Source organism: Nocardiopsis mangrovi, from assembly GCF_042653925.1.
In the GTDB taxonomy this organism is placed as follows: Bacteria; Actinomycetota; Actinomycetes; order Streptosporangiales; family Streptosporangiaceae; genus Nocardiopsis_B; species Nocardiopsis_B mangrovi.
Map to the genome: position 1 here is coordinate 61,466 of NZ_JBHSFQ010000006.1, position 20,373 is coordinate 81,838.

14 protein-coding genes and 1 tRNA gene are annotated in these 20,373 nt (G+C 73.9%); 9 read left to right on the forward strand and 6 right to left on the reverse strand.

The genetic code is table 11. The features are described 5' to 3' along the window. Nucleotides 1-20: 20 nt before the first annotated feature. Together ACFO4E_RS08905 and mfd are read right to left on the reverse strand one after the other, a co-directional pair. Nucleotides 21-3,092: a Wzz/FepE/Etk N-terminal domain-containing protein gene (locus tag ACFO4E_RS08905; protein WP_378572757.1), complete on the reverse strand. Its 3,072-nt coding sequence runs from the start codon at nucleotides 3,090-3,092 to the stop codon at nucleotides 21-23. Nucleotides 3,093-3,382: 290 nt separating this feature from the next. Then, entirely contained in the window at nucleotides 3,383-6,952 is a 3,570-nt protein-coding gene (mfd, locus tag ACFO4E_RS08910) for a transcription-repair coupling factor (protein ID WP_378572759.1), read from the reverse strand. Between the two features lie 854 nt (nucleotides 6,953-7,806). On the opposite strand from mfd, the gene cysC reads away from it, so the two are divergent. Both cysC and mazG read left to right on the forward strand, forming a co-directional pair. Continuing rightward, nucleotides 7,807-9,438, forward strand: coding sequence for an adenylyl-sulfate kinase (gene cysC / locus ACFO4E_RS08915; RefSeq protein WP_378572761.1), 1,632 nt, complete (start codon nucleotides 7,807-7,809; stop codon nucleotides 9,436-9,438). A gap of 71 nt (nucleotides 9,439-9,509) precedes the next feature. Further along, on the forward strand, nucleotides 9,510-10,223 hold the full coding sequence (gene mazG, locus ACFO4E_RS08920) for a nucleoside triphosphate pyrophosphohydrolase (RefSeq protein WP_378572763.1): 714 nt from the start codon (nucleotides 9,510-9,512) through the stop codon (nucleotides 10,221-10,223). Here mazG and ACFO4E_RS08925 read toward each other — a convergent pair. Together ACFO4E_RS08925 and ACFO4E_RS08930 are read right to left on the reverse strand one after the other, a co-directional pair. Next, nucleotides 10,189-11,604: an FtsW/RodA/SpoVE family cell cycle protein gene (locus tag ACFO4E_RS08925; RefSeq protein ID WP_378573067.1), complete on the reverse strand. Its 1,416-nt coding sequence runs from the start codon at nucleotides 11,602-11,604 to the stop codon at nucleotides 10,189-10,191. The two genes, mazG and ACFO4E_RS08925, sit on opposite strands and share 35 nt — an antisense overlap. A 291-nt stretch (nucleotides 11,605-11,895) precedes the next feature. Beyond that, nucleotides 11,896-12,099, reverse strand: a complete 204-nt coding sequence (locus ACFO4E_RS08930) for a hypothetical protein (RefSeq protein ID WP_378572765.1) — start codon at nucleotides 12,097-12,099, stop codon at nucleotides 11,896-11,898. Nucleotides 12,100-12,404: 305 nt separating this feature from the next. Here ACFO4E_RS08930 and eno point away from each other — a divergent pair, with 305 nt between their 5' ends. The 5 genes from eno to ACFO4E_RS08955 all read left to right on the forward strand — a co-directional run bounded on the left by eno (nucleotide 12,405) and on the right by ACFO4E_RS08955 (nucleotide 17,392). Next, on the forward strand, nucleotides 12,405-13,688 hold the full coding sequence (gene eno / locus ACFO4E_RS08935; RefSeq protein WP_378572767.1) for a phosphopyruvate hydratase: 1,284 nt from the start codon (nucleotides 12,405-12,407) through the stop codon (nucleotides 13,686-13,688). An 11-nt stretch (nucleotides 13,689-13,699) separates the two neighbouring features. Next, entirely contained in the window at nucleotides 13,700-14,599 is a 900-nt protein-coding gene (locus ACFO4E_RS08940) for an FtsB family cell division protein (RefSeq protein ID WP_378572769.1), read from the forward strand. Nucleotides 14,600-15,019: 420 nt separating this feature from the next. Beyond that, nucleotides 15,020-15,652: a VOC family protein gene (locus ACFO4E_RS08945; RefSeq protein ID WP_378572771.1), complete on the forward strand. Its 633-nt coding sequence runs from the start codon at nucleotides 15,020-15,022 to the stop codon at nucleotides 15,650-15,652. Between the two features lie 127 nt (nucleotides 15,653-15,779). Then, a complete protein-coding gene (locus ACFO4E_RS08950) occupies nucleotides 15,780-16,349 on the forward strand; it encodes a DUF501 domain-containing protein (protein WP_378572773.1) in 570 nt (189 codons plus the stop codon). Next, complete coding sequence (locus ACFO4E_RS08955; protein WP_378572775.1) at nucleotides 16,346-17,392, forward strand: Ppx/GppA phosphatase family protein; 1,047 nt, start codon at nucleotides 16,346-16,348, stop codon at nucleotides 17,390-17,392. Before ACFO4E_RS08950 ends, ACFO4E_RS08955 begins: the two co-directional genes overlap by 4 nt. 47 nt (nucleotides 17,393-17,439) lie before the next feature. Here the strand turns inward: ACFO4E_RS08955 and ACFO4E_RS08960 are convergent, their stop codons facing one another. Together ACFO4E_RS08960 and ACFO4E_RS08965 are read right to left on the reverse strand one after the other, a co-directional pair. Further along, nucleotides 17,440-17,709, reverse strand: coding sequence for a type II toxin-antitoxin system RelE family toxin (locus ACFO4E_RS08960; RefSeq protein WP_378572777.1), 270 nt, complete (start codon nucleotides 17,707-17,709; stop codon nucleotides 17,440-17,442). Then, entirely contained in the window at nucleotides 17,706-17,978 is a 273-nt protein-coding gene (locus ACFO4E_RS08965) for a type II toxin-antitoxin system Phd/YefM family antitoxin (protein ID WP_378572779.1), read from the reverse strand. The genes ACFO4E_RS08960 and ACFO4E_RS08965 overlap by 4 nt, the downstream gene beginning before the upstream one ends. Before the next feature lie 451 nt (nucleotides 17,979-18,429). Here ACFO4E_RS08965 and ACFO4E_RS08970 point away from each other — a divergent pair, with 451 nt between their 5' ends. Continuing rightward, complete coding sequence (locus ACFO4E_RS08970) at nucleotides 18,430-19,809, forward strand: NAD(P)/FAD-dependent oxidoreductase (protein WP_378572781.1); 1,380 nt, start codon at nucleotides 18,430-18,432, stop codon at nucleotides 19,807-19,809. Between the two features lie 118 nt (nucleotides 19,810-19,927). After that, nucleotides 19,928-20,001: transfer RNA gene (locus ACFO4E_RS08975), tRNA-Leu, on the forward strand. The last annotated feature ends 372 nt before the right edge of the window (nucleotides 20,002-20,373 follow it).

Sequence of the window (20,373 nt, forward strand, 5' to 3'; positions counted from 1 at the left end):
CCCGGTCGTATCGCGGCTGGTCAACGTTGCAGTGACAGGTCGGACCCGGTGGCGTCGCCGTTACCGCCGGCGCCCTGGTCGTCCTCGTTGCCGGAGGTGTCCCTCGCGGTGTCCGTGTTCGCCGGGCTCTGCGTTCCGCCGGGTGCGGTCTTCGTGCCGTTCTTGCCGGCCCTGCCCTTGGCCGCCTTTCCGTCAGGCGGCTCGGGGGCCGTGGCGGTACCGCTGTCGGCCGTGTCCTTCGCTGTGGCCGAGCCGGTGGTGGTCGCCTCGGTGGACGAGCCGGTGGTGGCCACCCCGGTGGCAGAGCCGGCGGCGGTGGCCGCGGCGGCCGTGCCTCGGCTCCGGGGGGACCGGGTGGTCCGCTTGGCGGTGCCCTTGGTGCGCCTGCCGCCCTTGCGGGTGCTCTTCGCGCCCGTATCCGTGCCCGTGGCGGAGGCCACATCGGCGTGGGCGGGCGTGGCCGATGTCCCGTCTCCGGCGGCGTCGGCCTCGGTCGTCGCCGTCTCCGCTGCGGAGGACGGGGCCATGGAGCTGGTGCTCGTGGCGATACCGCCCTCGGCGGGCGCCTCGGGTTCCGTCGGCGCCGTGTCGGCGGCGACGTCGTCCACGGGCACCGTCACGGTGAGTCCGCCGGGCTCCGCCGCCACGGCGGAGGCGTGGCGCTTCCCACCGTTCGCCGCTGCCCGGGGCGGTGCGTCCTCCGCCGGCCCCGTGCCCGCGTCCGACCCCTTCGCCGAGGCCGCGTCCGACCCCCTCGCCGAGGTCGCGTCCGGGGCCTTCGCCGCGGCCGCGTCCGGGGCCTGGAGTGTGGCGGTCCCCGGGCTCTTCGCCGTGGCCGCGTCGGTCGCGGCGCCCAGTGGGTTCCCGGCGGTCTCGGCCGGCGCCCCTTCGGCCGCTGTGCCGGTGGCGTCGGCCTCCGGGGACTCGCCGGTGGCGCCCTCCGGGGGCTCGCCGGTGGCGCCCTCCGGGGGCTCGCCGGTGGCGGCCTCCATGGATCCGGCGACGGCGGTGTCCGCGGGCCCCTCCGTCTCCGCGCCCCGGGCGGTCCCTGCGACGGGGGCGGGCTCCGGGGTTCCGGCGGCCGTCGTCGTGGCGAGGGCCGAACCGGCGCCCGGCTGCGAGGCGAGGACCGGCTGCGGCCCCACCCGTGCGGGCACGATGGCGATCCCGGCCACCTCGGTGCCCATGGCCGCCAAACGGTCCACGGCGGCCGTCAGCTCGGAGGCGCGCGTGCGGCCGAGCTCGGCCGTCGGCAGAACCGCGTCGGCCACCGCGGCGATGGCCTGGGCGTCGGCGCGCTCCGAGGTGGGAGCGGTCGCGATGATCACGAACCGGGCCTCATCACGCAGCCGGCGGACGAGGTCCGCCATCGCCTCGCGCTGGAGCAGTTCCGCGGCACCGGGCCGTCCGTGGCGCAGTACGCGGAGTCCCGGCAGGCCCTCGGGGCGGCACTCCAGCAGGGCCGGGTCGACGCCGTCGGCCAGTGCCTCGGCGAGGCCGGGCCCCTCGGGAAGGTCGAGCAGCCCGGCGGCGGGCCCGCTGTTCTCGCGTGCGACCTTGGCCGGCCTGCCCCTGCGGGCGGGCCCGGCGGCCGTGCGGCCCGTACCGTCCGCACCCTTTCCGGTGCCACGTTCGTCCCATTCGGGCCGATTCTGTGCGCCGGAATCCGCTGTCCGCTCGGGGGCGTCGCTCCCCGAAGGCGCGGCGGCACCGCCGGCGCCCTCGCCCGCGCTCTCGGCACGGGCCGCGCCCTCGCCCTCGCCCTGGTGCGGGGCGTCCGGCTCGCCCCCGGTCGCGGTCCCTGTCTCGGTGGTGGTGACGGCGGTCTCCGCCCTGGCCTCTGCGTCCTCGGCCGTGGTCCCGTCCCCGGCCGTGGCCTCTGCCCCGGTCGCCGCGGACACGGCGTGTTCCGCCGTCGCGAGGCGGTCGTGCTCCCTCCCGCCGGTGCGGTCGTCGGCCGCGGGATCCGTGGACTCCGCGGACTGCGCGGCTTCCCGCGGGTCGGCGCAGACCAGGAGGACGTCGGCGCCGATGCGGGCGAAGGCCGCGGCGAGGTTGGCCGCGGCGACCATCCCCGCGTCGCCGTTCGAGGCGCCCGGCACCACCAGCACGTGTCCGCCCGGTCCCATGCGGGCGGACAGGGTGTGGGCGACCCCGTTGACGCGCTGCCCGGCCGGGCCGGACGCCGGGACCAGGCCCACCGCCCGGGTGGCGCGGCCGTCGTCGGAGAGGTCGAGCAGCATCGGGGGGCGCGTGGCGCGCCGGATGTCGCGGAGGCCGTGCAGCCGGCCGTCGCCGCGGTCGTCGGCGACCGCCAGCGCCAGCCCCGCCAGCAGCCCCAGCAGCGCGCCGCCCGACAGCCACACGGCGGGGACGGGCGAGGACGGGGCGTCGGGCGTCGTCGCGGCCGTGATGATCTGGCCCGGGATGATCGAGTCGCGCAGGGCGGCGAGCGGATCGATCTCACCGTTGAGACCGGCGATCTCGGTCTGCACCGCCTCCAGGCGCGTTTCGGCGCGGATCTGGTCGGCGCCGCCGCCGTCGCTGTCGCCGGCCGTCTCCGCCAGGTCTTCGAGTTCGCCGTAGCGGGAGTCGACCTCCTTGCGCAGGGCGTCGAGGCGGCGGTCGACCTGGGACTCGACCTCGGCCGTGCGGTGGGCCAGGTAGGCGTCGGCGAACGCCTCGGCTCCCTGGCGTGCGCTGTCGGGGCCGATGGCGCTGTAGGCGATCTCCAGGACGCTGCTGTTGGGCGGGACGGTGACCGTCACGCGCTCGCGGAGTTCGGCGGCCGACGCCCCGGTGCCCATCAGCTCGGCCGCCGCGGTGGCGACCTGGGCCGAGCGCACCACCTGGGCCTCGGTGTCGAGGTTGACCTCGCCGTTGGTACGCCCCGACCGTTCGCCGGTCAGTTCGGCGAGGCCCGTTGGCCGGACCTGCACCGATGAGGTGGCGGTGTAGGTCTCGGGGGCGACCAGCAGCGCGACCGCGGCGGCGGCCAGGCCGGCCAGGACCCCCGCGGCGACGGTGCGCCATCTGCGGCGGAGGAGGGCCGCGTAGTCTCTGAGGTCCGGTCCGGAGTCGGCGGAGTCCATTCGGCGGGCATCCTTTCGGCGGCGGCCACGGCACACAGTGACCACTACTCACGGCGATTCAATGAACACTAAGAGTAGTCGTTTTGGTCGTCTGAGAGGTTTACCGTGAACGGTGATTCCTCCCGCGCGATCAACCGGTGCGGGCATCCGGCCCCGGCCGGCGTGCCGACCGTGCCGGACACACCGCGCCCGCGTGGTCCCCGCCCCCGCACGCGCGAGGGGCACCGGCCGTGCGGCCGGTGCCCCTCATGCCGTGGTGGCGCCGGTTCCGGGCCCGGAACCGGCGGCGGTCAGCCCGCCGTGACGCTCCGGCGCGAGGGCTCGAACAGCGTCTCGACGAGATCGGCGCACCACTTCAGCAACTCGGTGTCGCGCAGCTGCTTGCCGCCCAGCCCGCCGGCCTTGGGGATCGGCACCAGCAGCGTCTTCGCCGCTTCCTTGTAGATCGCCTTGGGGTGCAGCCGGCGCAGCCGCAACTGCTGCGACTCGCGCAGCTCCACCGGGGCGAACCGGATCTGGGAGCCCTGGAGCACGACGTCCGACAGCCCCGCGCTCTTGGCCAGCACCCGGAACCGGGCGACCGCCAAGAGGTTGTCGACCTCGCGCGGCGGCGGGCCGAACCGGTCGACCAGCTCATCGCGCGCGGCGGCGATGTCGGAGTCGTCGGCCACGCTGGCGATCCGCTTGTAGGACTGCAGCCGCAACCGCTCGCCCGGAACGTACCCGTGCGGGATGTGGGCGTCGATGGGCAGCTCGACCTTGGTCTCGGTCTCCTCGACCGCCCCGGGATCGCCCTTGAGCTCGCGGACGGCCTCGCCCACCATGCGGACGTAGAGGTCGAAGCCCACCCCGGCGATGCTGCCGGACTGCTCGGCGCCCAGGATGTTGCCCGCGCCGCGGATCTCCAGGTCCTTCATGGCGACGTACATGCCGGCGCCGGTCTCGGTGTGCTGGGCGACGGTGGCCAGGCGCTCGTGGGCGGTCTCGGTCAGCGGTTTCTCGGGCGGGTACAGGAAGTAGGCGTAGGCGCGCTCGCGGCCGCGCCCCACCCGCCCGCGCAGCTGGTGCAGCTGGGACAGGCCGTAGGTGTCGGCGCGGTCGACGATCAGCGTGTTGGCGTTGGGCACGTCCAGCCCGGATTCCACGATGGTCGTGGAGACCAGGACGTCGAAGTTCTTCTCCCAGAAGTCGACCATGACGCGTTCGAGCTGCTGCTCGTTCATCTGGCCGTGGGCGTAGGCCACCCGCGCCTCGGGCACCAGCCGGCTCAGCGTGGCCGCGACCCGGTCGATCGACGCCACCCGGTTGTGCACGAAGAACACCTGGCCCTCGCGCATCAGCTCGCGCCGGACCGCCGCCGCGATCTGCTTCTCCTCATAGGGGCCGACGAAGGTCAGCACCGGGTGCCGCTCCTCGGGCGGGGTGAGGATGGTGGTCATCTCGCGGATGCCGGTGAGGCCCATCTCCAGGGTCCGCGGGATGGGCGTTGCCGACATCGACAGCACGTCGACCTGCGTGCGCAGCCGTTTCAGCGCCTCCTTGTGCTCGACCCCGAACCGCTGCTCCTCGTCGATGATGACCAGGCCCAGGTTCTTGAACCGGGTTTCGCCGGAGAGCAGCCGGTGCGTGCCGATCACGATGTCGATCTCGCCGCTGCGCAGGCCGCCGCGGGTGACCTCGACCTCGCCGTCGGTCTGGAACCGCGACATGGGGCGCACCGTCACCGGGAACGACGCGTAGCGCTCGCTGAAGGTCGACAGGTGCTGCTGGACCAGCAGGGTGGTGGGCACCAGCACCGCCACCTGCTTGCCGTCCTGGACCGCCTTGAAGGCGGCCCGCACCGCGACCTCGGTCTTGCCGTAGCCGACGTCGCCGCAGATCAGCCGGTCCATGGGGAGCGGCTTCTCCATGTCGCGCTTGACCTCTTCGATGGCGGCCAGCTGGTCGGGGGTCTCGACGTAGGGGAAGGCGTCCTCCAGCTCCCGCTGCCACGGGGTGTCCGAGGCGAACGCGTGGCCGGGGCTGGCCTGGCGGGCGGAGTACAGCCGGATGAGGTCGCCCGCGATCTCGCGGACCACCTTGCGCGCCCGGCTCTTGGCCTTCGACCAGTCGGCGCCGCCCATGCGCGACAGCGTGGGGGCCTCGCCGCCGACGTAGCGGGTGACCTCGTCGAGCTGGTCGGTGGGCACGAACAGCCGGTCGCCGGGCTGCCCGCGCTTGGACGCCGCGTACTCGATCACCAGGTACTCGCGCGTGGCGCCCTGGATGCTGCGGCTGACCATCTCGATGTAGCGGCCGACCCCGTGCTGCTCGTGCACCACGTAGTCGCCCGGCTTGAGCTGCAAGGGGTCGACGGTGCCGCGGCGCCGGCTCGGCATCTTGCGCATGTCGCGGGTGGAGGACTTCTGCCCGACGAGGTCGGTCTCGGTGAGCACCACCAGGCGCACCGACCGCCACACGAACCCGTGCTCGACCAGCCCGGTGGTGACCGTGGCCACCGCGCGCTCGGGGGCGTCGGAGAGGTCCGGGCGCAGCCGCGCCCCCAGCCCGGCGTCGCGCAGCATGGCCACCAGCCGCTCGGCCGGCCCGTGGCCCGGGGTGAGCAGGACCACGCTCCATTCGTCGTGCAGCCACGACTTCACATCGGCGAGCGCGCGCTCGGTGTCGCCGCGGTAGGAGTCGGACGAGGCGGCGCCGAGTTCGACGGACTCGGCGGTGTCCTCGCCGGCGGGGTCGCCGGACTCGAACGGGCTGATGGTCCACCACGGAAGGCCCAGCGAATCGGCGTCGGAGCGCACCTCGGCGATGGACTTGTAGGCGGACGCGCCGAGGTCGATGGGGGCCTCGCCGCCGGAGGCGGCGTTGATCCAGGACGCGTCGAGGAACTCCTTGCTGGTGGCCTGGAGCTCGATCGCGCGGGTGCGGATGCGCTCGGGGTCGCAGCCGACGATGTGCGCGCCATCGGAGAGGTAGCCGAACAGCGGCTCCATGCGGTCGGCCAGGACCGGGGCGAACGCCTCCATGCCCTCGACGGCGATGCCCTCGGCCAGCTTGTCGAGGACGTCGGCCAGCGACGGGTGCTCCTGGGCGAGGTCGCGCGCGCGTTCGCGCACCTGCGGGGTGAGCAGGAGTTCGCGGCAGGGCGGCGCGAACAGCCCGGATTCGGCGTGGCCGCCGATCGAACGCTGGTCGGCGACCTGGAAGTAGCGGATCTCCTCGACCTGGTCGCCCCAGAACTCCAGGCGGAGCGGGTGTTCCTCGGTGGGCGGGAAGACGTCGAGGATCCCGCCGCGCACGGCGAGGTCGCCGCGCTTCTCGACGAGGTCGACCCGGGCGTACCCGGCGTCGATCAGCGACTGGACGACGTCGTCGAGCGCGACGTCGTCGCCCGGCCGGATCCGCACCGGGGTGAGGCCGCCCAGCCCGGCGACCAGCGGCTGGAGCACGGCGCGCACCGGCGCGACCACCACCCGCAGCGGCGCGGTCAGGGGGTCGGCGGGGTCGGGGTGCGCAAGGCGGCGCAGCACCGCGAGCCGCTGGCCGACGGTGTCGGAGCGCGGCGACAGCCGCTCGTGCGGCAGGGTCTCCCACGCCGGGAAGAGCGCCGCGGTGTGCTCAGGGAGCAGCGAACCGAGCGCTTCGGCGAGGTCGGCGGCCTCGCGCTCGGTGGCCGTGATCGCCAGCACCGGGCGGTCGGCGCCCACCGGGGCCCCGGCGGCCAGCGCCGCGATGAGGAAGGGCCGCAGCGACGGCGGCGCGACGAGGTCGAGACGGGGATCGTGGCCGCTGCGCGCGGTCGCGATCGTCTGCTTGAGTGCGGGGTCGTCGGCGACGACCGCAAGAAGTCCAGAGAGGCTCATATCACCAGATCAGGGCGTGTGTCAGTGGTACCGGTGGTGCAGCGGCCTGCGGCGTTTCGGCGGGGTGGCCCGTCCGAACGCCGCCTGTTTCCCGCTCAGCCGTCGGGGCGCCGTGAAGGCGACGGCCCGGGTCGTCGTGGGGCGCTCCCATGTTGCTCGGTGGCACCCCGCTCCTCAGTCCAGCCGTCGCCGGCGCCCCTCCGGCACGCTCGATCCACAGGTGGCGCCGGAATGCGGTCTCCTGCGTCGTCGCCCGCAACTCCCTTGTCCGTGTTCTCCGCTCGCTCGCCGCCGGGCGCGGAGCGGGTCCGCAGGGCTCCGGGCGGAGCCCGCCGGGGCGTCATCCGAGGTCCGGTGGTTTTCCCAGCTGTCCGGGGCGTGTCCGCCGACGCGGGCGGCGCGTGTCCGGATACCCAGACTATGCGCCGGACCGCCCGCGAGGGCACTCTGTCCACAAGTGGGATCCGCTACCTCCGGCGGCGCGTACGACGCGTCGCCGGCCGCGGACGACCGCGTGCCCGACCCGCCGTAGTCGACGGATGCCGGGCCCGTCCGTTTTCGATCACCTTGCGCAACGCTGGAGCCGCCCGCGGTGTTCCCGTGGCCGGATCCGGCCGCGTTCGCGCGTCACCCCTCCGCCCCGCGGCGGACGTCAGCAGGCCCTCAGGGGCCGCCCCCCTCCGTGACGACCAGGGCACATACCCTGTGCGATGGACAGGGACCGCCGGAGAGCGCGTACGGCGGGCCGACGAACACGCGGAGCCGCGCCGCCGTGGACCGGAGGCTTTCTCCTGCGGGACAGGCGGAGCGGAGCGAGGCGGGGAGTATGGCCAGGATGGACGGACCGGACCCGGATGGAGGTCGGATTGAGCGCGGGTGACGGCGGGCACGGCGGGGGAGCGGCGGCCCCGGTGTTCGCTCCCGACCAGGTGGGCCTGGCCCACCTGGAGGCGATCCTGAGCGGGGCCTACCCCCTCGCCGGCTTCATGACCGAGGCCGAGGCGGCGTCGGTGGCCCGGCACGGCCGGCTGCCCGGCGGAACCCCGTGGCCGGTCCCGGTCACCCTCGCGGTCCCGGCCGAACTGGCCGGCGCCGACCGCCTCGTCCTCACCGACCCCGAGGGCGCGCCCCTGGCGGAGCTGACCGTCGCCGAACGCTGGTGGTGCGGCCCCGGCGGTACAGGCGGGGACGACCCCGGCCCGCCGGGCCCCGGCGACCCCGCCGCGCCCGGTGCCCGCCACGTGCCCGACGGCCACGGCGGCCCCGGCCACCGGCTGGCCGGCGAGGTCCGCTTCATCCGCCCCTCGATGTACGGAGCTCTGCGCCACCTCCGCCGCGCCCCGGCCGAGACCCGCGCCCGACGCGAGGCGGCGGACGCGTCCGAACGCCCGCTGCTGGCCGTGGTGGCCGGGCGCCCCCTGCACCACCGCGCACTGCACCAGATCCGCGCCGCCGCCGACCGGATCGGCGGCGGGCACCGCGCCGAGGTGCTGGTGATCATCGACGCACCCTTCGACACCGAGGGCATGGCCCCGGCCGTCATGGCCGCCGAACCGCTGCTGCCCGCCCGCACCCGCTTCGTGGTCGTGACCCTTCCCGCCACCGACCCCGGCCTCCCCGCGGACCGCGCCGACCTCCTCGCCGCACACGTCGCCCGCTCCTACGGCGCCACCCACGTCCTCATCGACCGCGATCCCGGTGCCGGCCCCGCGCCCGAGGCCGCCGATCCGCCCATCCCCGTGCTGCACCCGGGCGACTGGCGCTACGACACGGGCGAGGAGCTGTGGCTGCCCGCCGAGCGCGTCGACCCCGACAGCGCGCGCACCGAGCCCGGCGACGCCGAGGTCGAGGAGATGCTCGCGCTCGACCGCGACCTGCCCGCCTGGTTCACCCCCGCCCGGGTCGCCGCCGAGCTGGCGCGGCTGCGCCCGGCCCGCACCCGCCGCGGCCTCACCGTGTTCTTCACCGGCCTGTCCGGATCGGGGAAGTCCACCGTGGCCCGCGGCGTCGCCGACGCGGTGCGCCGCTCCGGCCGCACCGTCACCCTGCTCGACGGCGACGTCGTGCGGCGCATGCTCTCCTCCGGCCTGACGTTCTCCCGTGCCGACCGCGACCTCAACATCCGCCGGATCGGCTATGTCGCCGCCGAGATCACCCGGCACGGCGGGGTCGCGATCTGCGCCCCCATCGCCCCCTACGCCGCCACCCGCGCGGAGGTCCGGGCGATGGTGGAGGACGCCGGCGACTTCTTCCTGGTGCACGTGGCGACCCCGATCGAGGTGTGCGAGGCCCGCGACCGCAAGGGCCTCTACGCCAAGGCCCGCGCGGGGGAGATCCCGGAGTTCACCGGCGTCTCCGACCCCTACGAGGAGCCTGCCGACGCCGACCTCGTGCTGCACACTGAGGGCAGGTCCGTCGCGGAGTCGGTGGCCGAGGCGGTCGCCGCCCTGCGCATCGGCGGCTGGCTGCCCCCGGACCGCCGCTAGCCCGCCCGCACGCACCGGCGAGCACGACCGGACGACCCACGATCCACGACCCGGAAAGCAAGGCCCACCCCATGAGCGACGCCCCGCCCGCGCCCGGCCACCGGCTCCCCGCCCTCATCGAGGTCATGGACGTCCTGCGGCGCGAATGCCCCTGGGACGCCGGCCAGACCCACGAGTCCCTGGCCAAATACCTCATCGAGGAGTCCTACGAGACCCTGGAGACCATCGAGCAGGGCGACTACGCGCTGCTCCGCGAGGAACTGGGCGACGTCCTGCTCCAGGTGGTCTTCCACGCCCGCGTGGCGGCGGAGCGGGGGGCCGACGGCTTCACCATCGACGACGTCGCCGACGCCATCATCGACAAGCTCACCCGGCGCCACCCGCACGTCTTCGCCGGGACGGAGGTCTCGGGCGCCGACGACGTGCGCGCCAACTGGGAGTCCATCAAGGCCGCCGAACGCGCCGGCAAGGGCCGGGGCGACGCCTCCGTGCTCGACGGCGTCCCGTTCGGCCAGCCGGCCGCCCTGCTCTCCTACGAACTCCAGAAGCGGGCGGTGCGCAACGGTGTCCCGGCCGACCTGATCGGCGACGACGGCGGCCCCGGCGGCACCCTGTTCGCCGCCGTCGACGCCGAACGCGGCGCCGGAGCCGACCCCGAGATGGACCTGAGGGCCGCCGCGCGCCGGTTCGACGAGCGGGTGCGGGCGGCCGAGGCCGCCGCGCGCGCGGCGGGCCGCGACCCGCGGGACCTCACCCCTGAGGAGTGGCGCGCGTACTGGGGGTGACCCCGCCGTCGCCGCCCTCCGCGAAGGTCCGCGTGTGGGCCCCGTTCAGCCGCAGGGAGACGGTCGCGTCCTCCGCGGGCGTGGGAACGGCGGGCACCGGCGGACGCCGGGCGCTGTCGCTGACGCGCAGCCACAGCCCCAGCCCGATCCAGTTGGCGATCAGCGACGATCCGCCCGCTGCCAGGAACGGCGTGGTCAGCCCGGTCAGCGGGATGAGCCGGGTGACCCCGCCGAGCACGACGAACACCTGGAAGGCGAGCAGGAACGCGAACCCGGTGAGCATCAGCTTGGTGAACACCTCCCGGGACCCCAGGGCGATCCGGAACCCCCGCTCGGCCAGCAGGAGCAGGGCCAGGACCACCGCCATCAGCCCGGTGAGCCCCAGCTTCTCGCCGATCGAGATGAGGATCAGGTCGCTGTCGGAGGCGAAGATCTCCGCTGCCCGGCCCTCGCCGAAGCCGGTCCCGAACAGGCCGCCGTCGGCCAGCGCGAACAGGCCCTGGACCAGCTGGTAGCTGCCGCCGTGCTCGGTGTAGACGTCGGGTCCGAAGGGGTCCAGCCAGATGGCGACCCGCTGGCGCACGTGCCAGAACATCAGGTAGGCGGCTGTAGCGCCGGCGGAGAACATCGCCAGGCCGATCCCGACCCAGGACTTGCGCCCGGTGGCGGTGTAGAGCATGGCCAGGAACACGCTGAACAGCACCAGTGACGTGCCCAGGTCGCGGGTCCCGACCAGGAGCAGGATCGCCACCCCCCAGGCGGCGGTCATGGGGCCGAGGTCGCGCATGCGGGGCAGGCTGAAGACCTTCACCCGGCCCAGCCGCAGGTGGCGTGCCGCGGTCCCCAGCACCTCGCGCTTGAGGCCCAGGTAGGCGGCGAGGAAGACGATCAGCAGGATGCTGGCGAACTCCGAGGGCTGGACCGTGAAGTCGCCGATCCCGATCCACCGCCGGGCGCCGAACACCTCGATGCCGATCACCGGCAGCATGGGCAGCAGGATCAGGACCAGCCCTCCGGCCGCCGCGAGGTAGGGGTAGCGCTGCAACCGCTGCGGCCGGCGCACCACCAGCAGCACCGCGCAGCACAGCACCGTGCCGATCACGGTCCAGGCGAGCTGCCGGTCGGCCTCGTTGGTATCGGTGCCGCGCACGTGGTGCAGGCCCCAGATGACCGTCAGGCCGATCCCGTTGAGGAGCGTGGCGAGGGGGAGCGGCAGCGGATCCGCCCAGGGGGCGACCAGCCGCAGGGTGGCGTGCAGGCCCAGGGCCGCCGCCGACACCACCCCCACGTAGAGCGGGAACCGTCCGGGCACCCGGCCGTCGATCTGGAGGCCGGCCATGGCCAGGCACAGGGCGAAGGCCCCGAGCGCCGTGAGGACCATGACCAGCTCGGCGGTGCGACGGCGGACCGGACGGAACGCTCCGTCGCGGGGTCCGGGTCTCGCCATTCCGCCTCGCCGTGGGTGGTCCTGGTGTGTTCCGCTTCAGCCGCGGTACCGCCGGGTCGGGGTGAAGGGAGCGGGCCGTGGTACTGCGATGACGGCGCGGTGCGGTGGCGCCGGGGGTCGGTGACGGGGACATGAACTGGGCTGAATCGAACTATAGGCGAGCGATGGCGATACGTCCCGGATCCCCGGCCCCCACCGCGCGCCCGGCGGTCCCGGCCGTTGCGGTCAGCCCACCGGGCGGGGCGCGTAGTCCTTCAGGGTGATCGCGGTGCCGGCCCTGTCCGGCCGGCCGCCCAGCCCCAGGGTGTCGAACAGCGGGACCAGTCGCAGGGCGCGGTCGCGCAGCCCGATCCCGAACGCGCCGGCCGGGAGCAGGGTGCGCGCCCCCGACGCCGCGATCTTCTGGTTGCGGCGGACGAACCCGCGCATCTCGGCTCCGTAGCGGGCGAACGCCGCCCGGTGGTCGCCCCGGGCGCGGGCCGGCTCCCCCGCGAGGACGTAGGCCCCGACCGGACATGGCGGGGCGTCCCTTCTGCGCGGGGGTGCTCCCGGGTGAGGGGCGGCTGTGGACTAGACCAATTTCGGGTGAAGGGTGGAGACTGGGCGGCGGCCGGGTCGCTAGGCTCGGGTGCGGCCCGCGGTTCACGCGCGGGACCGCGCCGCGCGACCGCGGCCACGCACCCCCCTCGCGCACGCATGCAGGGGGGCGAGACGCGAAATGAAGGAGTACAACGTTGTCGTCGATCGAGGCAGTGCAGGCGAGGGAGATCCTCGACTCCCGCGGTAACCCGACGGTCGAGGTCGAGATCACCCTCGACGACGGGATCGTCGCCCGGGCGGCGGTGCCCAGCGGGGCGTCGACCGGCCGGTTCGAGGCCGTCGAGCTGCGCGACGGCGGGGACCGCTACGGCGGCAAGGGCGTCGAGAAGGCCGTCACCGCCGTGAACGACGAGGTCGCCGACGAGCTCCTCGGCTTCGGCCCCGAGGAGCAGCGGCTCATCGACCGCGTGCTCATCGACCTCGACGGCACCCCCGACAAGTCCCGGATCGGCGCCAACGCCATCCTGGGCTCCTCCCTGGCCGTCGCCAAGGCCGCCGCGGACTCCGCCGGCCTCCCGCTGTTCCGCTACATCGGCGGCCCCAACGCGCACGTCCTCCCCGTGCCGATGATGAACATCCTCAACGGCGGCGCGCACGCCGACACCAACGTCGACATCCAGGAGTTCATGATCGCGCCGATCGGCGCGCCCGGATTCCGCGAGGCCGTCCGCTGGGGCGCCGAGGTCTACCACGCGCTCAAGGCCGTGCTGAAGTCCCACGGCCTGGCGACCGGGGTCGGCGACGAAGGCGGGTTCGCGCCCGACCTGGAGAGCAACCGCGCCGCCCTGGACCTCATCATCGAGGCGATCCAGAAGGCCGGCTACACCCCGGGCCGCGACATCGCCCTGGCCTTGGACGTCGCCGCCAGCGAGTTCTACACCGACGGCGCGTACCGGTTCGAGGGCACCGCCCGCACGTCCGAGGAGATGGCCGCCTACTACGGGGAGCTCGTCGACGCCTACCCGCTGGTCTCCATCGAGGACCCCCTGGACGAGGACGACTGGGAGGGCTGGACGAAGCTGACGGCGGCCATCGGCTCGCGCGTGCAGATCGTCGGCGACGACCTGTTCGTCACCAACCCCGAGCGGCTCCAGCGCGGCATCACCGAGGGCGCCGCCAACTCGCTGCTGGTCAAGGTCAACCAGATCGGTTCGCTGACCGAGACCCTCGACGCCGTCTCACTGGCCCAGCGCAGCGGCTACACCGCGATGATCTCGCACCGCTCCGGCGAGACCGAGGACACCACCATCGCCGACATCGCCGTGGCCACCAACGCCGGCCAGATCAAGACCGGTGCGCCGGCGCGCAGTGAGCGCGTCGCAAAGTACAACCAGCTGCTGCGGATCGAAGAGGAGCTCGACGAAGCCGCAGTCTACGCCGGCGTGTCGGCCTTCCCCCGCTTCGCCGGGCGGGACTAGGCTCGTCCGTTATGCCCAAGGTGCCAGAGGAGCCGGACGGACGCCGCGACCAGCGGGTCCGGCGTGCGCGCGGGAGCGCGCCGGGATCCCGCCGCGCAGCGGGGTCCCCGGTCTCTGGCGCCCAAGGGCGCCCCGCGTCGCCCGCGAAATCGGGGAAGACGGGGAAGCCCGGAAAGCCCGCGGCCCCGGCGGCGTCCGGGACGGGCGGCGGCAGCGGCGCCGACACGTCCGCCCCCGGCACCGGCCGGACCGCCAAGGGCGGCCCGGATCCGGCCCGGCCCGGCGCCGCGGCGCCGAAGGCCGCGGCCGCCAGTGGGAAGTCCGCCAAGAAGGGCACGCCCGGAAAAGCCGCGACGACCGCCTCCGGAGCGGCGAAGGCCGGCCCGCGCGCGGCCGGCTCCGCCGTATCGGCGGGGTCCGCGACGGCCAAGAAGGCCCGGGCCGCGAGCCGGGCGGGCGATGCCGCGGGCTCCTCCGGCGGCCGGTCCGCCGCCCCCTCGCGCGCCCGCCCGGCGCTGACCAGCAGGGCCGCCATCCTCGCGGTCGTGATCTGCGTGATCGCGCTCAGCCTGGCCTATCCGCTGCGTGAGTACATCGCCCAGCGCTCCGAGATCGCCCAGCTCCGCGACGAGCAGACCCGCGCCGAGGAGAGCGTCGCCGAACTCCAGGAGCGCCGCGAACAGCTCAGCGACCCCACCTACATCGAGCGTGAAGCCCGCACCCGGCTGCACTACCAGTACCCGGGGGAGCGCGCCTACGTCGTCGTCACCGGCGACGAGGAGGAGAGCGCCGAGACCGCGGAGGGCACCTCCGAGCCCTGGTTCACCCGCCTGTGGAAATCGGTCAAGGCCGCCGACGCGCTCGCGCCCCAGGACGACGGGATCCCCGAGGCCCAGCCTCCCGCGCGCTGATCCGGGGCCCGGCCTCCCGCGCTGATCCGCGGCGCCCGCACCGCCGGGGCCGGCCCCCCGAACCCCCGGGACATCCGTGACATCCGTCACGGGTGGGACGGCGGCGGGCGGGGCAGGGGGACGGGTGGGTGGCGAGCAGGCACCGGGTACTCCGGGCCTGCGCACCGCCCGCGCGCCGACCGAGAGGACTTCCATGGCCGGGGCCGAGCGGCCCGGACGCCGCCGACGACGAGGTGGCCCGCGGCCCGGGTGCGGCAGCGCCCACGCCCATTCGTCCGCCGGCCGATGCAGCCGGCGACCTCCGGCGCTTCGGCCCGCGCTCCTCTCACGGGCGCGGCGGTCCCGGTCCGGCCCGCCCGAGACACCCCTCTGGGCGCTGGAACCCCGGTTCCGGCCGCCCGCGACCCGAAGGAGCCCCGCATGGACGACGTACCCGAAACGCTGGACCACTTCGTCCTGGCGACCCCCGATCTCGATGCCACCGTGGACGACTTCGCCCGCCGCACCGGCGTGCGCCCCGCCCCCGGAGGGGCACATCCGGGATGGGGGACCCGCAATTTCCTGGTCGGGCTGGGCGGTGTCCGCTACCTGGAGATCATCGGTCCCGATCCGGACCAGCCCGCCCCCGGCGGACCGCGGCTCTTCGGCATCGACGGCCTGCCCGAGGCCAGGACGGTCACCTGGGCGGTGCGCACCGCCGATCTCGACGCCACGGTGGCCCGGGCCCGGGCGCTGGGGCACGACCCCGGCGAGATCCGGCCCATGAGCCGCCGGACGCAGGAGGGCACCGAGCTGAGCTGGCGGCTCACCGCCATCGGGGCTGCCCATCCCTCCGGGGTGGTGCCCTTCCTGATCGACTGGGGCGACTCCCCCCACCCCACGAGCGGCGACCTGCCCGAGGTGCGGCTGCTCGGGATGGAGGCCCACGTCCCCGATCCCGCGGAACTCCGCCCGCTGCTCGGCGCCATCGGTGTCGGCCTCGACCCGCGGCCCGGACCGGAGCGGATCACCTTCGCCGTGGACACGCCCAACGGCGAGGTCGTCTTCGACTGACACCCACCGCCGGCGGGCCCCGCACGGGCCCGCCGCACCCCGCCCGTCCCGCCCCCGCGCCGGCGCGGCCCGACGCGGCCGGTCCCGGGCACGGAGGCGGCCGCGCAGCGGCTACGCTGATGGCGCCATGACTTCCACCGATCGTGCCGGGCAGACCGTCTCCGGCGAGGACGCCGCCGCCGTCGAACTCCAGCTGGGCCGGGCCCCGCGCGGGCTGCGCGCCGTGGCGCACCGGTGCCCCTGCGGGCTCCCCGACGTCGTGCGCACCGCGCCGCGCCTTGAGGACGGCACCCCGTTCCCCACGCTGTACTACCTGACCTGCCCCCGTGCGGCCTCGGCCATCGGCACGCTCGAAGCCGACGGCGTGATGCGCCGGATGCAGGACCGCCTGGCCGACGATCCGGAGCTGCGCGCCGCCTACGCCAAAGCCCACGACTCCTACCTCGCCGAGCGCGATGACCAGGCGCGGGCCGACGGCATGGAGCCGCTCCCCAAGGGGATGCAGAGCGCGGGCGGCATGCCGGAGCGCGTCAAATGCCTGCACGCGCTGGTCGGGCACGAATTGGCGGCGCCGGGGACCAACCCCTTCGGCCGCGAGGCGCTGGACGCGCTGCCCGAGTGGTGGGCCAAGGGGCCGTGCGTCTGCGTGGGGGCGCGGTGCGCCCGTGACAGCGAGGAAGAAGACGAGGCGAAGTGACCACTGTGGCGGCCGTCGACTGCGGCACCAACTCCATCCGGCTGCTCATCTCCAGCGTGCTGGCGCAGGACGACGACGAGGTGCAGCTCCTCGACGTCGAGCGCCGCATGGAGATCGTGCGCCTGGGACAGGGCGTGGACCGTACGGGCGAGTTCGCGCCGGAGGCGCTGGAGCGGACGTTCGACGCCCTGCGCGGCTACGCCGAGCTGATGCGCGAGCACGGGATCGAGCCGGGACCGGACACCGTGCGGATGGTCGCCACCAGCGCCACCCGCGACGTGGCCAACCGGCAGGTGTTCATCGACGGCGTCCGCGAGATCCTGGGCGTCGGTCCGGAGGTCATCACGGGCGACGAGGAGGCCGAGCTCTCCTTCATCGGGGCGACCGCCGAGCTGGAGGCGGACGCCGCCCCGGCCGGGGAGCAGGCGGACGCCGCGACCGGGGCCGATGGCGGCGACGCGGGGTTCGCGCTGCCCTTCCTGGTGGTGGACATCGGCGGCGGCTCGACCGAGTTCGTCCTCGGCTACGGCGACGACGACGGCGAGGGCGTGGTGCGCGCGGCGCGCTCGGTGAACATCGGGTGCGTGCGGATGTCCGAGCGGCACTTCACCGCCGACCCGCCCACGGCCGACCAGATCGCGGCCGCGATCGCCGACATCGACGCCGCACTGGACGAGGCGGCGGCCGTCGTGCCGCTGGACGAGGCGGCGACCGTGGTCTGCGTCGCCGGCACCGCCACGACAGTGGCGGGTATCGCGGCTGATCTGCCCGAGTACGACCCCGAGCTCCTGCACCACATGCGGGTCTCGGCCGAGCGGACCCACGCGATCTCCGAGGAGCTGCTGGCGATGCCGCGCGACCGCCGGGCCGCCCTCGGGGTCATGCACCCCGGACGGGTGGACGTGATCGCCGCGGGGGCCCTGATCCTGGACCGCGTGGTGGCCCGCACCGGGGCGAAGGAGTTCGTCGCCAGCGAGCACGACATCCTCGACGGCATCGCCTGGAACCTGAGCCTGGGGGAGCCGCCGGAACACGCGGAGTGAGCCCTCGGCCCCGGAGGCCGGTCGCCTTCGGGGCCGGACGCGTCTCCTCAGAGGTTCCGGTAGACGTCGCGCCGGTCGCCGACCTTGACGACGAGGATGATGAGTTCGCTGTCCTTGATCTGGTAGGCGATGCGGTAGCCGCCGACCCGCAGCCGATAGAGACCGGAAGGACCCGTCAGCTTCTTGACGTCGGCGTCCGCGCGGTACGGGTCGTCGCCGAGCTCGGTGAGCGCGGCGAGGATGCGCATGGCGGCGGGCCGGTCGATGGCCCGGAGCTGCCGCTGGGCCGCTGCTGTGAACCGGAACGCGTACTTCACGCCGTGTCTTCGGCGCGTTCGTCGAACAGGTCGGCCAGCAGCTCCGCCATTGTCACGGTCTGGCCGCCCTCCGCCAGGACGGCCTCCGCTTCCCGGGCCAGCAGGATATCGGCCGCTTCTTCCAGCGCGTCGAAGTCCGCGATCGGCACCACGGCGGCCACCGGCCGGCCGTTGCGGGTGATCACCGTCGGTGCACCCTCCTCAGCGCGGTTGATGTGGTCTGCGAGGTGTGCGCGGGCTTCCCGCACGGTCACACTGCCTTCCATCATGGAGCAAGTGTACGCGTTGTCGTGTACACACGCCATCGGTGTGCGGACGGTGCTTCCGGGGGGTGCTTGGGGGTCGATCATGGGGGAGCCGCCGGAACACGCGGAGTGACCTGCTACGTTGCTCTGCGGCAGGGGTGGCCGGCCGCCGTGTGGGCACGTGAGACGCGTCACCCGCGAAACGCCGCGTGAAAGCATTCACAAGCCCTCTGACCTGCGAAGACATCGCCGAGTCCGGGTTTGTGGTGGTCTAAACCTTCTCCGGGTGCGGCTTCCTTGACGGAAGGTGCTTGTGAAAGAATGCACAAGCAGGCACGGGGAGGATGAGCAGCCCCGGAGCCGAAGAAGTAACAGTCTTTCCAGCGAAAGACGACAGGAATATGCGAGTCAACGAAGACTTACCGATCTTTGCGCCCCTCGTGGACGTGGAACGGGAACCTAGGGCGGATATGCGATGACCGAGAGCAGGAACTACCGGTTGGTCCACGGCGGTGGCGACGACGCGGAGATCCCGCACGTCCTCATCGTCGGCGGCGGGTACCTCGGGATGTACACCGCGATGCGGCTGGAGAAGAAGCTGGGGGCGGGCGAGGCCCGCATCACCGTCGTGGACCCCAACTCCTACATGACCTACCAGCCCTTCCTGCCCGAGATCGCGGCCGGCAGCATCTCGCCGCGCAACGTCGTCGTCCCGCTGCGCAAGGCGTTCAAGCGCGTGCGCGTCCTCAACGGCTACGTCGTCCGCATCGACCACGCCGACCGCAAGGTGGACTTCGCGCCGCACGTCGGTGAGCCCCGTTCCATCGCCTACGACCACATCGTCATGGCCGCGGGGGCGGTCTCGCGCACCCTGCCCATCCCGGGGCTGGCCGAGAACGGTATCGGTATCAAGACGGTCGAAGAGGCCGCCTACCTGCGCAACCACGTCCTGGAGCAGCTCAACATCGCCGACTCCACCGACGACCCCGAGGTCCGCCGCAAGGCGCTCAACTTCGTCTTCGTGGGCGGCGGCTTCGCCGGTGCCGAGGCGATCGCCGAGCTGGAGGACCTCGCCCGCGACGCCACCCGCATCTACCCGTCGATCAGCGTCGACGACCTGCACTTCTACCTCATCGAGGCGGCCGACCGCATCCTGCCCGAGGTGGGCACGGAGGTCGGCGAGAAGGCGCTGAACCAGCTCAAGCGGCGCGGTATCGACGTCCGCCTCTCCACCTTCCTGGAGTCGGCCACCGACCAGCGCATCAAGCTCAGCGACGGCGCCGAGTTCGACGCCGGGACCCTGGTGTGGACCGCCGGCGTGAAGCCGAGCCCGGTCGTGCAGGCCAGCGACCTCCCGCTGGGCCCCAAGGGGCACGTGGACACCAACGAGTTCCTCATGGTCAACGGGGTCGAGAACGCGTTCGCCGGCGGCGACAACGCCCAGGTGCCCGACGGCAACGGCGGCTTCTACCCGCCGAACGCGCAGAACGCCGTCCGCCAGGCGCCGGTCCTGGCCGGCAACGTGATCGCGGCGCTGCGCGGCACCGAGCCCACCGCCTACGCGCACAAGAACCTCGGCGCGGTGGCCGGCCTGGGCCTGCACAAGGGCGCGGCCCAGCTGTTCGGCAAGATCAAGCTGACCGGGCGGCTCGCGTGGTACGCGCACCGCTCCTACCACCTCTACGCCGTCCCCACCTTCAACCGGAAGATGCGGGTCCTGGCCGACTGGACGCTCGCGCTCCTGTTCCGCCGCGACTTCGCGGCGCTCTCGGAGATGGACGAGCCGCGCCAGGCGTTCGAGGACGCCAGCAGCGCCAAGGTCGAGAACGGCCAGCTCCTCCGGCGCGTGGGTTAACGGTCGGAACGGGCTGCGGAAACGGTCGGGCACCTTCGGGTGGCCGGCCGTTTCGTCTGTTGACAGGCCGAAGCGGTGCGAAACGATCTGAAACGTCCATGGCCGGTATGATGGTCCCGCCCTCGTAGCCCAATGGTAGAGGCAGGCCCCCTAAAAGGGTCACAAGTGTCGGTTCGAGTCCGACCGGGGGTACCCGCGTACCTCGCCGACGGACCCGGCCCGGGCGCGTTCCGGCCCCCGCTCCATGCGAGACGGGCCGTCAGACGGCCGTCGCACCCCACGCGGAGGTGTGAGCCGGTCGCCCAGCGGCGCCCGGGCCGTCCGGTCGGCGAGGACCGGCACCGTGGAGGCGCCGATGTCCCGGCCCGCGCCACGGGCGTCGCACCGGGTGCGGCCCTGATCCGGGGAGCGTCCGCACGGTGCCGGAACCGGCGGTGCGGCCGACGAACAGGTCGCCGGCCGGAGGGGTCTTTCCCGCAAAGGACGCGTGGCGCCGGCCGGGAAGGGTCGGTAATTTTCTCAACATGCTTGACGACCTGCGTGTCGGACATGTCGAGCCCGTCG

Bases quoted from the DNA above. Each gene is read 5' to 3' on its own strand.
- mfd (WP_378572759.1), bottom strand. From the start codon at position 6,952: ATGAGCCTCTCTGGACTTCTTGCGGTCGTCGCCGACGACCCCGCACTC.
- ACFO4E_RS08905 (WP_378572757.1), bottom strand. From the start codon at position 3,092: ATGGACTCCGCCGACTCCGGACCGGACCTCAGAGACTACGCGGCCCTC.
- cysC (WP_378572761.1), top strand. From the start codon at position 7,807: ATGGAGGTCGGATTGAGCGCGGGTGACGGCGGGCACGGCGGGGGAGCG.
- ACFO4E_RS08945 (WP_378572771.1), top strand. From the start codon at position 15,020: ATGGACGACGTACCCGAAACGCTGGACCACTTCGTCCTGGCGACCCCC.
- ACFO4E_RS08930 (WP_378572765.1), bottom strand. From the start codon at position 12,099: ATGCGCGGGTTCGTCCGCCGCAACCAGAAGATCGCGGCGTCGGGGGCG.
- ACFO4E_RS08940 (WP_378572769.1), top strand. From the start codon at position 13,700: ATGCCCAAGGTGCCAGAGGAGCCGGACGGACGCCGCGACCAGCGGGTC.
- ACFO4E_RS08925 (WP_378573067.1), bottom strand. From the start codon at position 11,604: ATGGTCCTCACGGCGCTCGGGGCCTTCGCCCTGTGCCTGGCCATGGCC.
- ACFO4E_RS08965 (WP_378572779.1), bottom strand. From the start codon at position 17,978: ATGATGGAAGGCAGTGTGACCGTGCGGGAAGCCCGCGCACACCTCGCA.
- mazG (WP_378572763.1), top strand. From the start codon at position 9,510: ATGAGCGACGCCCCGCCCGCGCCCGGCCACCGGCTCCCCGCCCTCATC.
- ACFO4E_RS08970 (WP_378572781.1), top strand. From the start codon at position 18,430: ATGACCGAGAGCAGGAACTACCGGTTGGTCCACGGCGGTGGCGACGAC.
- ACFO4E_RS08950 (WP_378572773.1), top strand. From the start codon at position 15,780: ATGACTTCCACCGATCGTGCCGGGCAGACCGTCTCCGGCGAGGACGCC.